This is a genomic window from Paenibacillus endoradicis (genome assembly GCF_024721975.1).
In genome coordinates, this window is the sequence record NZ_JANQBB010000004.1 from 431,489 (window position 1) to 446,083 (window position 14,595).

Consider the following 14,595-nt stretch of genomic DNA (forward strand, 5'->3'; position numbering starts at 1 on the left):
TTTACTTAAGTGCTGTGACTATGACAACGAAATAATTGGAGGAATGAAAATGGAAAATCTATTAAATACTAAAGTGATTACTCAAATTGGGATACTGGTTGAAGATATTGAAAAGGTTAGTCAAGCGTACGCATCCTTTTTCGGCATAGATATACCACCGATTATAGTGACTGATGTTGCAGAAGTTGCACAAACTGAATTTATGGGGCAGCCTAGTGAAGCCCGAGCAAAATTAGCATTTTTTGATATGGGTTCTTTGCAGTTAGAGCTTATTGAGCCAGACCATCATGAAAGTACATGGCGTAATTATTTGAATGAACACGGTGAAGGTCCGCATCATATTGCATTTGTTATAGAAGGAATGAAAGAAAAGATCCAGTTACTGAATGAACAAGGATTTGCATTACAACAAAAAGGTGAGTATACAGGTGGTCGGTATGCATACATGGATACATTCAAAGAACTGAAAGTACTAATTGAATTACTTGAAAACGACAACTAGAAATTGACAGAGATAATTGTCAGAAAGGGGTAAGATATAATGAATATTTTTATAACTGGTGCTAATCGAGGACTTGGCTATGAAATTTTAGTGGAGGCACTACAACGTGGTCATCATATTTATGCTGCATTACGTAATGAAGAAGCAGTGAGTCAGCTAACAACATTAATCACGCAACAAAGCATGGAAGCTAGTCGAATCACGATACTATTATGTGATGTCACGAAAGAAGATGACATAGCTAAAACTGCTTTGCAATTGAAACGTAATAATGTAGTGTTGCATAGCATTGTTAACAGTGCAGCAATATTGGTTGGTCGTGAGACCGCTATTGTTGATTTGGATATAGATGATGTGATCAATAGTTTTGATGTTAATTTATTCGGGCCGATGCGTATCGTTAAGCATTTATTGCAATTACTAGCTCAGAGTGAAAGTTCTATCATTAATATTTCTTCGGAGGCAGGTAGTATTACGAATGCTTATGCAGGAGATTATCCTTACTCACTTTCCAAATGTGCGTTGAATTTATTCTCTGAACAACTAAAAAGATGGCTACACGCACATGATACGGTTGTATGGAGTATTCATCCGGGGTGGATGCGCACGGATATGGGTGGACCCTCTGCTCCGCTATCGCCTCAGCAAAGCGCTCAAGGTATTGTTAATATCATTGAACGTAAAGTAGCCATTGATTCATCATTCGCATTTATTAATTATAAAGGCGAGGCTATGAGTCTATAAAACTATGATGAAAAGATGAATTTTTATTAAATATTATGCATTACAGCATACTTTTTTAAAAGTAGTTTAAAAGAATGCGTTTACATTGTATAATGTTGCAATTATTCTCCTATTACCATTTGTAATTCTAGCCCAAAATGGATATGATAAATAGGTATAGTTAATGAGATCGTTCTAGATTAACTAGTCATCATTAAGGAGGATTTATAATGGCATTAGAATCAATGAAAGATATGTTGAACAAAGCACTTAAAGAAGGTTATGCTGTTGGTCAATTCAACATCAATAACTTAGAGTGGACTCAAGCTATTTTGGCTGCTGCTCAAGAAGAAAAATCCCCAGTAATTTTGGGTGTATCTGAAGGCGCGGCTCGTCACTTTGGCGGTTTCAAAGTTGTAACTGCAATCGTTTCTTCTCTTATCGATGAAATGAAAATTACTGTTCCAGTTGCTACACACTTGGATCACGGTTCTAGCTTTGACAAATGTAAAGAAGCAATCGATGCTGGTTTCACATCAGTAATGATTGACGCTTCTCATCATTCATTTGAAGAGAACGTTGCAATTACTAAATCAGTAGTTGAATATGCACATAGTAAAGGTGTTTCTGTAGAAGCTGAGCTTGGTACTGTTGGCGGACAAGAAGATGATGTTATTGCTGAAGGTGTTATCTACGCTGATCCTCAAGAGTGCTTCGAGCTTGTTAAACTTACAGGTATTGATTGCCTAGCTCCTGCTCTTGGTTCTGTTCATGGTCCTTATAAAGGCGAACCAAACCTTGGATTCAAAGAAATGGAAGAGATTTGTAAAACAATCAGCCTTCCTCTAGTTCTTCACGGTGGTACTGGTATCCCGACTGAGCATATTAAAAAATCTATCTCTCTTGGTACTTCCAAAATCAACGTGAACACTGAGAACCAAATCGAATTCACTAAAGCAGTTCGTGAAGTTCTTAGCAAAGATCTAGAAGCTTACGATCCTCGTAAATTCTTGGTTCCTGGTCGCGAAGCAATTAAAGCTACTGTTGCTGGAAAAATCCGTGAATTCGGTTCTTCTAACAAAGCATAATATAGCTTAAAATAATTTAGAGAAAATGCCTTCTGCATGCAGGAGGCATTTTTTTTGCTGTATATAGCTATCATTGTATTCTATTTTGGTGTGTATTTATGAAAATGTGTAATTAACTAAAAAAAGACTTGTCTTGATATCGTTTTCATGATACTTTCTTAATATAAAAACGTTTTTATTTGCAAAGGAAGAAAATATATGAGTAAAGTTACCATTAAAGATGTGGCCAGAGAAGCAGGTGTATCGATATCTACTGTCTCTAATGCATTAAATGATGTTGATGTATTAACTCCTGATACGAAGAAACATGTACTTAACGTTGCAAAACAATTAAATTATGTGCCCAATCTAAACGGTAAGTTGTTGAAATCCGGTAAAACAAAAATGTTAGGATTTTTTACGACAAGTGTGTCAGGTCCTTATTTTTATATCTTAGTAGATACGATGTCTAGAGAGTGTGAAAAACGAGGATATGGGTTAAATGTTTTTGTAACGAAAGATAAGAAGATTATTATGAGTAATATTCTTGGTAGTCGTGTCGATGGCGTCATTATTTTTGAAGAGGAACGGATTGGCACTAAAGAGATTACAACAATGGAAAAGAACAAGATCAAAGCTGTATTTTTGGATCGTAAGTTTCAAAACGAAACGATGGGTAGCATCATTTTCGATTCGTTTGATGCAGGATACGAAGCTACAAAGTTTTTGATTAATCTCGGACATAAGAAAATAGCTTACATTTCAGGAGTAGATGAAATGTTTGATAGCTTCCAACGCAAAGAGGGCTATCTAGCTGCATTGAAAGAATATAATTATGCTATTGATGATGATTATATTTTACAAGGCTATTTCGAAGAAGAAAGTTCTTACAATGTGGTGAAATCATTTTTGAAAGCACATCCTCACAAAGTCCCAGATGCATTTCTAGCTGGTAATGATTTAAGTGCAATAGGATGTATACGGGGTTTAAAATCAGAAGGTTATGATGTTCCCGAAGATATTACTGTCATGGGTTTCGATGATATTGATATTGCTCAATATTTTAATCCACCGCTAACAACGGTACGTAATCAGATTAAGAAACAAGCTATTCTCGTTATAGATCATTTAATTAACCTGATCCAAGAGAAAGAACAAGGGAAGATTGAAAATCTACCTGGTGAAATTGTCGTTCGCAAATCAAGTCATATTAAATATTAACGTTTTCGTGGTGAATTACCTAACATATTATACTTAAACGTAGCCACGTTTTACCAAAAATAAAAACGTTTTTATTGGTTTATAATCAAGGAGGTCACATGATGGTTGAGTCACAAAGTTATAAGAAAAATCGCGAACCACTTACGAAACGAATTAAGGAATTCTTCATTGATTTTGCTAGACAATGGGAAATTCAGGCGATGATCATACCAGGGGTTATTTTTATGTTTATTTTTTGTTATATTCCCATTTATGGTTTGACCATTGCGTTTAAGAGATATACAGTTATTGATCGACTTGATACAGCTCCTTGGGTCGGACTTGAGAACTTTAAGCTTATTTTATCAGACACCTTTTTTTGGGACTCGGTTATTAATACGCTTGGAATAAGTTTCTTAAAGCTGGGGATAGGATTTACTATTCCGATTATCTTATCCATTATGATCTATGAGGTAAGTTCAGGTAAATTGAAGAAATTCGTGCAAACAGTGTCTTATTTACCCCATTTCTTATCTTGGATTGTATTAGGTGGTATGTTAATCAATTGGTTCGCGACATCAGGTTTGTTCAATGAATTACTTCTTAGTTTAGGGCTCATTTCTGAACCGAGAAATATATTGCTTGATCCTAATAAGTATTGGTGGATTGCTACATTATCAGATATTTGGAAAGAAGCTGGTTGGGGAACGATTCTTTATTTAGCTGTTATGGCTAAGATTGATCCGACATTCTATGAAGCAGCCAAAATTGATGGTGCTGGCCGTTTGAAACAAATTTGGTATATTACGATTCCAAATATGAAGCTAATGATCAGCTTGAATCTTATCCTCACTGTAAGCGGTTTATTAGGTTCCAATCTTGATCAAACATTAGTACTAATGAATTCACAAAACCGTGAAAATGCAGAAGTTATTAATTCCTATGTATATCGAATGGGGTTAGCCCAAGGTGATTTCTCTTATGCGACTGCTGTTGGACTAGGTGTCTCCATTGTATCAGTAATTTTACTGCTTACAGCCAATTCGATTTCGAAGAAATTAAATGATAATGAATCTGTATTGTAACTTTAGCATCGGAGGTATTAAACATGAATTCAAAAGCATTAAAAAAAGATTGGAATAGTCGAATATTTGATTATGTGAACATGGCGTGTCTAATTATATTTACAATTGTTATTATAGTTCCATTATGGAATGTCATTGTCTCTTCCTTTAGTTCGAGCCGAGCATTATCAGAGGGTGGATTTATCTTCTGGACCCCTGAGTTTTCATTAGAAAATTATCGTGCAGTTTTTAGAGATGATATGATTTGGCAAGCATTCTTTATCTCGATAGCCAAAACAGTTATTGGCGTAATAACACATGTGTTATTCTGCGCTATGGTTGCTTATGGATTAAGTAAGAACAACATTCGTGGTCGTAAGTTTTACGTTGGGATGGGCGTTGTTACGATGTTCTTCTCTGGTGGTATGATTCCTACTTATTTATTAATTAAGCAATTAGGAATGTTAAATAGCTTTTGGGTGTATATTATTCCTGCATTATTAAGTTTTTATGATGTTATTATTTTGATGAACTTTTTCAAAAACGTTCCACCTGCATTGGAAGAATCGGCTAAAATCGACGGTGCTGGTCATTGGAAAATTTTCATGAAAATATTTATTCCGCTATCTATGCCAGCAATGGCAACAATCGCTATGTTCAATGGGGTTAATCAATGGAATGACTTTATGACGACTAAAATCTATGTGACCAATGAAAACTTGTATCCATTGCAGATGAAATTATATGAAATTATTGTCCAATCTCAAACGCAAGCGATGCAAAACATTAGTGGTTCAGTCGTTATTGAAACAGCAACTAAAGGGGTTCAGTTAGCAACAATTGTAATTACAACATTACCAATTGTTATCATTTATCCTTTATTACAGCGCTACTTTATGTCTGGAATGATGGTAGGGGCGGTGAAGGAATAACAAAAAACTAAACTTGAAGATTTATTTGTATTTAGCTAGTGGTGAAAATTAAAACGTTTTTATTATAAGGGGGCTAAACTATGTTTTATGGAAATGGAAGTAAATCGAAAAAAAGTTTTATGTTATTTTCTGTAGTAATGATTTTCGCGCTTGTACTGTCGGCTTGTGGTAAGAGCGGTTCAAATGAGGGTACAAAAGTATCTATTGAGGATCGTTATGAATTAGATGCAAATACTCCAGCTTGGAAGTTAGATAATAAAGAAGAAACTACAAAATTAACATGGTATGTCAATGCTGATTGGTGGAATAACGACTATGGTAATGACGTAGTAACAAAAAAAATTAAAGAAGATCTAAATATTGATATCAAATTCCTTACAGGTGATGATACAAAATTAAACACATTCTTTGCTGGTGATGATATGCCAGATTTAATTACTGTATTTGACGCTAATTCTGCTCTTGTACAAAAAGCATCAACATGGGCAATGCCATTAAATGAATTGGCAGAACAGTATGATCCTTATTTCTTACAAGTTGCAGCAAAAGATACTATGAATTGGTTCCAACAGGAAGATGGCAACACATATGGTTATTCTAACTATTCCAATACACAAGAAGATTATGAAAGCGGCACTATTGCTGCTAAAGCAGCATTCATCATTCGTAAAGATGTATATGAAGCGCTAGGACAACCGAGTATGGGTACTCCAGAAGAGTTTCAAGCTGTATTGTTACAAATTAAAACAAAGTTCCCAGCATTACTTCCATTTGGTTTTAACTCCATTGGTACAGGTACAGGTTCATTAGGTGATGTATTCCAAGACTTTATTGGTGTTCCTCTATCCGATGAGAACGGTCAGTTTTATAATCGTAACTTAGATAGTGACTACTTGACTTGGTTATCGACATTAAACAAAGTATATCGCGATGGATCAATTAGTGATGATAGCTTTGCAGATGATGCTGTCGCTTTTGAAGAAAAAATTAAGTCAGGAAAATATGCAACGATGTTGATTGAGGGTACACCGAACCAAGGTGGTAACTTACAAATCTTCAATAGTGCTAACCCTGGTAAAGAATATATTGCTATTGATGGTCCACAAAGTACAGTAGGAAATAGCCCAACATTAAATCAATCCGGTGTTACAGGTTGGATGATCAATTTTATTACTAACTCTAATATCGAACCAGCTAAATCTATTCAACTATTTACTTACTTGTTAAGTGAAGAAGGACAAATGCTGATGAACTATGGTATTGAAGGTGAAACTTATCAATACACAGCAGATGGAAAAGTAGAATTGCTACCAGAAGTGAAAGAAATACAAGTAAGTAATGCGGATAAATTTAAGAAGGAATACCGTTTAGGAGAGTTTATGTTCTTTGGTCATGACAAACATAAAGTATTAAGTGAAGATGCGTTCCCTGAATCAGTGAAACAATTGCAAGAATGGGGTAAAGGGAAATTGGTACCACATTTTATTATTGAAAACCTTAGTCCTGAACAAGGTACTCCTGAAGCTAGATCTTTAAGTGCTATTAATACACAATGGAATACAACACTTGTTAGTTTAATTCGTTCGAAGGATGTTGCGACATTTGATACTGTACTCCACCAATATGAAGTTTTCTTATCAGATAATAAATGGGATGCAATTCTTAAAGTTTATAACGAAAAAATGGCAAGAAACAAAGAAAAATTAGGCTTGTAGTAATGAAGTGATATCTACAGAGAAAGAAGAGCGGGAGGAAACTATCATGAAAAACATCACGGCTTACCATTCGAATGGAGCAGAAGCATTGTTTGTTAAAAAGAGTATCGAACAATTAGCTCCCTATGCTTCAGATGTCACGGAAGTGACAATTTCGATTAATGAGCAGATGACCTATCAGGAGATAGATGGTTTCGGTGCTTCTTTCACAGACTCTTCGGCATATCTGATGAATCAAGTATTAGAACCAGAACAACGTGAACAAGCAATGAAAATGTTGTTTGATCCTGTACAAGGAATAGGTTTGTCTGTAATGCGTAATCCGATGGGAGCGTCGGATTATGCAAGAGATTTCTATAGTTATAATGATCTTCCTGAAGGTGAGACAGACGAAGCATTATCTCAGTTCACGATAGCACATGATGAGCAGGATATTGTTCCGTTAGTTAAGGAAGCTTTGTCCTTAAATGAAGAAATTAAACTAATGGCATCACCGTGGAGTCCACCAGCATGGATGAAGACTAGTGGTTCGATGATTGGCGGGGAGTTGAAGAAAGAGTACTATTCAACTTACGCAACCTATTTTGTGAAGTATATACAAGCTTATGCAGAGCATGGACTACCTATGTATGCCATTACTCCACAAAATGAAGCGCTGTATTCTCCTGGACATTACCCAGGTATGATTATGCTACCTGAAGTTCAAAGTGAATTTATTAAGCATCACTTGAAACCAGCCTTCGTAGAACACGGTATCTCTACAAAAATATTATGTTATGACCACAACTGGGATGAGCCGAACTATCCACTTCATGTTCTAGAAACAGCAGATGATGCAGTAGATGGTGTAGCATGGCATTGGTATGGTGGTTCACCAAGTACACAATCGGATGTATTTCATAAGTTCCCATTGAAAGAGGTACACTTTACTGAGGGATCTGGCGGGGAATGGATTCCAGTTTTTGAACCTGCATTTTCCAATGTCATGCGTACAGGTATTGAGATCATTCGTAATTATAGTAAGAGTCTAGTACTGTGGAATATGGCATTAGATGAAAACAATGGTCCAACTGTACCTGGTTTTGGAAACAGTACTTGTCGTGGCATTGTCCAAGTCAATCAACAAACGAAAGAGCTTACGTATACGTTGGATTATTATGCACTCGCGCATTTCAGTAAATGTATTCGTCCTAATGCTGTTCGTTTGGACACACAATCTACGAATGAACAAGTTCGTTCAGTGTCAGTAAGAAATAAAGATAACTCTATTGCTTTGGTATTATTTAATGACAGTGAACTGAACTGTAATGCTTCAATTGCATTGCCAGGTGCAGAATCAATTGTTATAGCTGTAGAGGCAAAAAGCGCGATAACGATTCATTTGAAACGTTAATGTAACGATAACAAACTCTTTAGTAAATAAAATACACCCTGTAAAGTAGATACTTCTTAATAAGTCTACTTTACAGGGTGTTTTTATTGATTGCTTTAGTTGGATTTTAGCTTGAATGTAGCAGTTACGGGATTATGATCACTATTTGCAAATTGTAAATTCTCCGTTGAAACATTAACGATTTCTACATTAGATGACACTAAGAAACCATCAATTACAGCTAAGAAGTTTTCCCCCGCTGTGTAAGCAACATCGAGTGTGCGTACAGTTGGAATGTCGGTGTTGACTGCCCATTGGAAGCCATTAGGTGTGAAATCTTCCGGGAATTTCTGCAGCCATTCTGGCCATGATTGCGTAGTTGGGAATTTGGTTGAATCCGTTCCAGGCAAAGCATGATTCCAATCCCCACCAATAATTAGATAATGACCCTCAGCCATTTGTTTTTCTATATATTGACTTAGAAATTGTAATTGCTGTTGACGTATCGTACCGCCTTTATCGAATGCAGATAGATGAAGGTTCAATAATATTAACTCTTGCCCATTGCTGACAGGAAGTCTCATTTCTACGAATGCTCGGTCTAGCTCGAACAATTGCACAGGCCAGCTTTCTTTACCGGGAAGATCATATCTTGATTGATCACTAATATGGAACTTGCTAAGTGATAGAAGTCCACTTTCTACTTTACCCATTGGCTTAGTAATAGGAATTGGCACCCACGGTGTTTTATAATTATAAGCAAATACACTACTATAATCAGGTAATTTATGAATGATAGTATCGACCTCATCTAATTTATATGATCTAGTAGCATCAACATCAACTTCCTGCAGAAGATAGATGTCTGAATTTAATTGATTCATTGTAGCTGTAATGGCTGCCATATTACTTTCCGTTTGAGCTAAGCTACTAGAGCGAGACATCTTTCCTCCATCCATGAAAAAATCTTGCTTAGCATCTAATCCAGCATATCCAATATTGAACGTAGTAATTGTAAATGGTTTTGTAGCGTTAATCGTTTCAGATACAGGATGACGAATTAATAAGGCCTCAACAGCATTAGGTTTGTAATCAGTGAGCGAGACATATCCAATAAATCCACCAATGACTATGATGGCGATACTAAAAATCAACAGTACGAAACGTATAATCAATTTTTTCATAGTTACACTCCTTAAATGATAAATATAAAACAAATTGTTGATATTGTAGTAAATAACTGTAAAATAATAGTTGATCAAGATGATGTTCACCGGAGAGTTGAATTAAATTTAATAAGTGAGGATGATCTAATTGAATTGTGTAAGTTGTGGAACTACTAATCTAGAAGGTGCGGTTCATTGTCATAATTGCGGGACAAAACTAGCTTTGGAACAACCTGCAAATCATGTTCAAGAGGTAGCGGCATCCACGCAGCAACAGCCAGCATATCAACAGGATCCGCAAGTGTTTACTCAAGTGCCACTACAAGGCTATCAACAAGTACCACAGCAACAAGGTTTCCAGCAAGTATCACCACAGCAAGGTTATCAACAAGTACCTCCCCAAGGATATGCACAATCACCACAGGGTAATAATTATCAACAACAGCCTCAAGGGAATTATCCACCACAACAAGGCTATCAACCACCATATGCTGTAGCACCAGCTCCTGCAAAAGATCAACTAAAACCAGTAAAAGACTACTTCAAGTATGTATTGGCGATATTAAAAAGACCCCATGTCGAAGCTTTTTCAAAAGATAAAAATCAAATATTATTCGGTGCTATTAACATTATAGCATTTGCTGTATTGTTTGGGTTAACGACTTGGTTTTACATGAATAGCATACTAGATAATATATTTGGTCAGTCAGTATCATTCGTATCATCATTTTTAGTACCAGTTATAGTTTCTGCTATCTGCTTAGCAATTGGTGGATGTGTCGCATTTGGGTTGAATAAACTAAATAAGTTAACGACTAACTTTGTTGATGTAATGTCGCAATGGTTTGCTTATATGGCTTTACCTGCGGCAATTATGCCATTAATCTTCTTAATTACATTAGTTGGCCTAGCGAAGTTGGCAATGTTGTTACTAGCTGTTGTAGTAATTAGTGTCTTTGCAAGTGGTGCATCTATTGTGAAAAATTATAAAATAGGCAAAAAGCATGTTATTGATCCTATGTATTCAACAGGAATTATGTTCGCAGTACAAGGACTATTTTTATATTTCTTAATTAATGAATTAGTATCTTCTTTCGTAAATAATATCGGAAATAGCTTAACTAATATATTTGGTGGTTGATTAGTTTCTATTATTGAAATGATTACATATACCATAAAAAACACTGCATTCGATTATGATTGCAGTGTTTTTTACTATTAGTTCTGATTCTGCTAGATAACTCAATAATTAATTTGATTAATTTGCGTAATATTCGTTCTCAAGGCACATTATAAGGTACAATAGGATATAGAAGCACAAAGGAGTGTACGAAATGGCAAATGAGGAAGTAGTTTTAACACAAGATGGACATGATCAATTAACAGCAGAACTTGAAGAACTAAAAGGAACTAAGCGTCGCGAAATAGCAGAACGTTTGAAGCAAGCTATTAGCTATGGTGACTTGAAAGAAAATGGTGAGTATCATGCGGCCAAAAACGATCAAGCATTTATGGAAACACGTATCAAACAAATAGAGGCGATGCTTCGTGTAGCAAAAATCGTAAAAGCGGAAAGCAAATCGATTGTAGCCGTTGGTTCAACAGTTGTTTTATATGATGAAGAATATGATGAAAATGTTGAATATACGATTGTAGGTCAGTCAGAAGCAGATGTTATAAACTTCAAAATCTCTTATGAAAGTCCACTTGGTAAAACGATTATCGGTAAGAAAGTCAATGATATCATTAAAGTTGACGCCCCAGTAGGAACGATTATGTATAAACTTCTTGAAATAAAATAATATATTGAAACAATAGGTAGCCATATTTCGTCTAATGATTAACTCAAACAAAGGAGTTGAATCTAATGAGAAAATGGCTATTGTTAATTATAGCGGTTGGCGTATTAATAGTAACAGCATGTCAAAAGCAAGAAAGCACTGCGCAACCCCCTCCAATCATTACAGAAGAGATAGATAACAACGTAACTATGCCTCCAATAATAGATCAAACGTCCCCTAAACCTACTAATGAGTCTACCCCTAATGATAATGAACCACAGCAACTACAGCCAGAACAATTAGCCCAGCTTATTGTCGAGAAATTAGCACAAGGTCAGTTGATTGATATCGCTCCATATGTAGCGGAGGATGTTGCAGTAAGATTTTCACCGTACCCATATATTCGTGAAGATGTTGATTTTGAATTAACACAATTACAGTTTGTCACTGCTATGAGTGCCGATACGATTGTAACTGCAAGAGAGTATGATGGCTCTGGAGAGCCAATGGAACTAACGTTCGCGCAATACTATCATGAATTCATTAATGATCGTGCATATGCTACAGATGCTGTTGTCGGGGTTAATACGACTAATGGTCTAGGTTCAATGATACAAAACTGGCAAGATATATATTCTACTGAACAATACACATCAGTAGAATATTATATTGAAGGAACAGCGGAGTATGAAGGGATGGATTGGAACAGCTTACGGTTAGTTTTCGAGGAGCAGGCAGGTCAATATTTTCTAGTAGCTGTTATCCATGGCCAATGGACGATGTAATGTAGTATCCAAGTTTCTAGTTATGTAACGAAAGGGTGCTCTATGTTGACAGTAATTACTGCTAACATAGAGCACCCTAATTTATAAGTAGATTACATTTTTGACGTGAGCATGCGAACGGCTTTGAATAATTGGAATCGTGAGAATCTTGCAAATGTGCGCATTGATTTGGGAATGATTTTAATGGATGTATGTTCATGCAACGTATTGTGAACTAGAGCTGCAATGATAAGTACCGTACCGACAATTTCAAAAGTACTAATACTATAGCCTTGAATCGCGATGATTATAAAAGTTGTGATCGGAACGAAATTAATAAATAGTACACCGTGAGTGGAAGATAAAAGTTGTAAGCCTTTATTCCAGCTTAATAAGGCAACAAGGCCAGGTAATAGTACCATAAATGCCATTTCATATTTCACACTCGATAAAGTTTCTAGCGTTGGTATTTCTAACATTCCCGTAGCAGTTCCTGATGCGACCACGAGGAATGCCACACCATTACCAAGTAAGCAAGTTAATGTAGAATATCGAAGAATCGACCAGCCCTTAAAGCGAGAACCACCTAATGAGTAGACGACCCAACCAGTAACACCAATAAAAATTAATAAGAGTGGCAATAGTTGATTACTATTCATGAAGAAGAATGACAAATCACCTCTAGTGATGACTAGCATCGCTCCTACGAAAGCAATGACAATATTACGAGCGGTAGTTGCTGTTGGTCTTTTGCGTGTACCTAGCCAGACTAATACAATTGTTATAATTGGCATAAGAACTTCCATAATAGAAGCAATAACCGTACCTGCCTCACCCATCATCTGTTGCCCTAGAAACACACACATATTGTAGACGACGAACGCCATAGACCCGAAAAATGCTAGTGCAAGTCCGCGTCCCTCTAGTTTGAAAGCTTTACGGCCCTCTTTAGCTAGCAAAATAATCGTTAATAATATACTAACCAAGAAATATCTAATAAATGAGAAGTAGAACGGATCTATATGTTGTAATGCCAAATGCGCAACAGGAAACATTGCTCCCCAAGACACACTAGCGATAAGACATAATAACGCTCCGATCACTACATTTTTTCTAACCATTGTGGTAACTCTCCATCCTAATAATATCCAGTATTTTATCTATGATATTACTATAGAAGATTAGAAGAACTATGTAAAATGATTGAAAGTAACTAAATCCATCATTTATAATGATATTACAATATATAGTCTGCTTGACGAATTAACTAGGAATGGGGGATCAATGTGGAACTAAATGACTTAATTATATTTCAAAAAGTAGTTGAATGTGGCAGTGTAAGTAAAGCAGCAGAGCAATTAAGTTATGTGCAATCGAATGTCACTGCTCGAATCAAAGTGTTAGAGAAGGAATTGCATACGCCACTATTCATTCGCCACAAACGTGGAATGATTATTAACTCAGAAGGAAAACGTTTACTGGAATATGCGAAAGAAATTACGGCGAAAGTCGAAGAAATGAAACGGAGTTTTCAAGATCAAGATGGAGCTTCGGGTATGTTAAAGATCGGAATTGTAGAGACGGTAATCGCTCTCCCACATATTCTATCATCATTCAACGACCATTATCCTAATGTAGAATTATCGTTAATTGCTGGGGTTACAGATCAACTTGTCCAAGATGTTATTGATATGAAATTGGATGGAGCTTTCGTAACCGGACCAATTCGCCATCCGAATGTAGAACAGTTAGCTGTTATTCAAGAGAAGTTAGTTCTAGTATCTAAGCGAGACAGCTTTACGATGGATCAATTAACCACGACTCCGTTTCTACTTTATCACAAAGGATGTGGCTATCGTGGACGATTGGAAAGTTGGATGAAGGTCGAAGGAATTATTCCGCGTAAAATAATGGAGTTTGGCACATTCGGGACAATTATTGGAAGTGTTGCTGCAGGTATTGGAGTTACAATAATCCCTCAATCTAGCGTAATAGATCTCGTTGCTACTGAAGTTGTAGAGGAGCATCAATTACCAGAACCTTATTGTGATATTACTACCATCTTCGTATGGCGAAAAGATTCTTATATTACGAATACACTTTCACATTTTATAGATGAAATTCAAAAACACGCCTATATGTTAGAAGAAATAAATGATAATAAGTGAATAATAACAAGTAAATAATAGTGAAATTACTATTGTAATTGAAAATAATCGTTAAATAATTAGTAAATATTAATTTTGGGTTGATCTCCACACATTTCACTCATATAATAAGTTAATACATTACTATACTAAAGTAATGTA

At 35.9% G+C, this 14,595-nt stretch carries 14 protein-coding genes; 12 read left to right on the forward strand and 2 right to left on the reverse strand.

Features of this window, described 5'->3' with window-relative positions; translation table 11 throughout:
- Positions 1-49: 49 nt before the first annotated feature.
- The 8 genes from NV377_RS15960 (at position 50) to NV377_RS15995 (ending at position 8,596) form a co-directional block, all read left to right on the forward strand.
- The gene (locus NV377_RS15960) at positions 50-502 is read left to right on the forward strand and encodes a VOC family protein (protein WP_258201780.1); all 453 of its coding nucleotides are present in this window, start codon (positions 50-52) and stop codon (positions 500-502) included.
- A 39-nt stretch (positions 503-541) separates the two neighbouring features.
- Complete coding sequence (locus NV377_RS15965; RefSeq protein WP_258201781.1) at positions 542-1,246, forward strand: SDR family NAD(P)-dependent oxidoreductase; 705 nt, start codon at positions 542-544, stop codon at positions 1,244-1,246.
- A gap of 209 nt (positions 1,247-1,455) precedes the next feature.
- Positions 1,456-2,313, forward strand: a complete 858-nt coding sequence (locus NV377_RS15970; protein WP_258201782.1) for a class II fructose-bisphosphate aldolase — start codon at positions 1,456-1,458, stop codon at positions 2,311-2,313.
- A 198-nt stretch (positions 2,314-2,511) separates the two neighbouring features.
- Positions 2,512-3,513, forward strand: a complete 1,002-nt coding sequence (locus tag NV377_RS15975) for a LacI family DNA-binding transcriptional regulator (protein ID WP_258201783.1) — start codon at positions 2,512-2,514, stop codon at positions 3,511-3,513.
- A 98-nt stretch (positions 3,514-3,611) separates the two neighbouring features.
- Positions 3,612-4,577, forward strand: a complete 966-nt coding sequence (locus NV377_RS15980) for an ABC transporter permease (RefSeq protein ID WP_258201784.1) — start codon at positions 3,612-3,614, stop codon at positions 4,575-4,577.
- 23 nt (positions 4,578-4,600) lie between these two features.
- The gene (locus tag NV377_RS15985) at positions 4,601-5,488 is read left to right on the forward strand and encodes a carbohydrate ABC transporter permease (RefSeq protein WP_258201785.1); all 888 of its coding nucleotides are present in this window, start codon (positions 4,601-4,603) and stop codon (positions 5,486-5,488) included.
- An 80-nt stretch (positions 5,489-5,568) separates the two neighbouring features.
- On the forward strand, positions 5,569-7,203 hold the full coding sequence (locus NV377_RS15990; RefSeq protein ID WP_258201786.1) for a type 2 periplasmic-binding domain-containing protein: 1,635 nt from the start codon (positions 5,569-5,571) through the stop codon (positions 7,201-7,203).
- 46 nt (positions 7,204-7,249) lie between these two features.
- Positions 7,250-8,596: a glycoside hydrolase family 30 protein gene (locus NV377_RS15995; RefSeq protein ID WP_258201787.1), complete on the forward strand. Its 1,347-nt coding sequence runs from the start codon at positions 7,250-7,252 to the stop codon at positions 8,594-8,596.
- Between the two features lie 95 nt (positions 8,597-8,691).
- Here the strand turns inward: NV377_RS15995 and NV377_RS16000 are convergent, their stop codons facing one another.
- Positions 8,692-9,759: an endonuclease/exonuclease/phosphatase family protein gene (locus NV377_RS16000; protein ID WP_258201788.1), complete on the reverse strand. Its 1,068-nt coding sequence runs from the start codon at positions 9,757-9,759 to the stop codon at positions 8,692-8,694.
- A 130-nt stretch (positions 9,760-9,889) separates the two neighbouring features.
- On the opposite strand from NV377_RS16000, the gene NV377_RS16005 reads away from it, so the two are divergent.
- The 3 genes from NV377_RS16005 to NV377_RS16015 all read left to right on the forward strand — a co-directional run bounded on the left by NV377_RS16005 (position 9,890) and on the right by NV377_RS16015 (position 12,307).
- Positions 9,890-10,882 carry a zinc ribbon domain-containing protein gene (locus NV377_RS16005; protein WP_258201789.1) on the forward strand — a complete coding sequence of 331 codons (993 nt, stop codon included), beginning with the start codon at positions 9,890-9,892 and terminating at the stop codon, positions 10,880-10,882.
- Positions 10,883-11,075: 193 nt separating this feature from the next.
- Complete coding sequence (greA, locus tag NV377_RS16010) at positions 11,076-11,543, forward strand: transcription elongation factor GreA (RefSeq protein WP_258201790.1); 468 nt, start codon at positions 11,076-11,078, stop codon at positions 11,541-11,543.
- A gap of 65 nt (positions 11,544-11,608) precedes the next feature.
- Complete coding sequence (locus NV377_RS16015; RefSeq protein WP_258201791.1) at positions 11,609-12,307, forward strand: hypothetical protein; 699 nt, start codon at positions 11,609-11,611, stop codon at positions 12,305-12,307.
- A 92-nt stretch (positions 12,308-12,399) separates the two neighbouring features.
- On the opposite strand, the gene NV377_RS16020 is transcribed toward NV377_RS16015, so the two are convergent.
- Positions 12,400-13,407, reverse strand: a complete 1,008-nt coding sequence (locus NV377_RS16020) for a DMT family transporter (protein WP_258201792.1) — start codon at positions 13,405-13,407, stop codon at positions 12,400-12,402.
- 165 nt (positions 13,408-13,572) lie between these two features.
- On the opposite strand from NV377_RS16020, the gene NV377_RS16025 reads away from it, so the two are divergent.
- Positions 13,573-14,454, forward strand: coding sequence for a LysR family transcriptional regulator (locus NV377_RS16025; RefSeq protein WP_258201793.1), 882 nt, complete (start codon positions 13,573-13,575; stop codon positions 14,452-14,454).
- Positions 14,455-14,595 lie beyond the last annotated feature (141 nt).

Coding starts and splice junctions, on each gene's coding strand:
- NV377_RS16020 (WP_258201792.1), bottom strand. CDS start 13,407: ATGGTTAGAAAAAATGTAGTGATCGGAGCGTTATTATGTCTTATCGCT.
- NV377_RS15995 (WP_258201787.1), top strand. CDS start 7,250: ATGAAAAACATCACGGCTTACCATTCGAATGGAGCAGAAGCATTGTTT.
- NV377_RS16000 (WP_258201788.1), bottom strand. CDS start 9,759: ATGAAAAAATTGATTATACGTTTCGTACTGTTGATTTTTAGTATCGCC.
- NV377_RS16015 (WP_258201791.1), top strand. CDS start 11,609: ATGAGAAAATGGCTATTGTTAATTATAGCGGTTGGCGTATTAATAGTA.
- NV377_RS15970 (WP_258201782.1), top strand. CDS start 1,456: ATGGCATTAGAATCAATGAAAGATATGTTGAACAAAGCACTTAAAGAA.
- NV377_RS15965 (WP_258201781.1), top strand. CDS start 542: ATGAATATTTTTATAACTGGTGCTAATCGAGGACTTGGCTATGAAATT.
- NV377_RS15990 (WP_258201786.1), top strand. CDS start 5,569: ATGTTTTATGGAAATGGAAGTAAATCGAAAAAAAGTTTTATGTTATTT.
- NV377_RS15980 (WP_258201784.1), top strand. CDS start 3,612: ATGATGGTTGAGTCACAAAGTTATAAGAAAAATCGCGAACCACTTACG.
- NV377_RS15975 (WP_258201783.1), top strand. CDS start 2,512: ATGAGTAAAGTTACCATTAAAGATGTGGCCAGAGAAGCAGGTGTATCG.
- NV377_RS15985 (WP_258201785.1), top strand. CDS start 4,601: ATGAATTCAAAAGCATTAAAAAAAGATTGGAATAGTCGAATATTTGAT.
- NV377_RS15960 (WP_258201780.1), top strand. CDS start 50: ATGGAAAATCTATTAAATACTAAAGTGATTACTCAAATTGGGATACTG.
- greA (WP_258201790.1), top strand. CDS start 11,076: ATGGCAAATGAGGAAGTAGTTTTAACACAAGATGGACATGATCAATTA.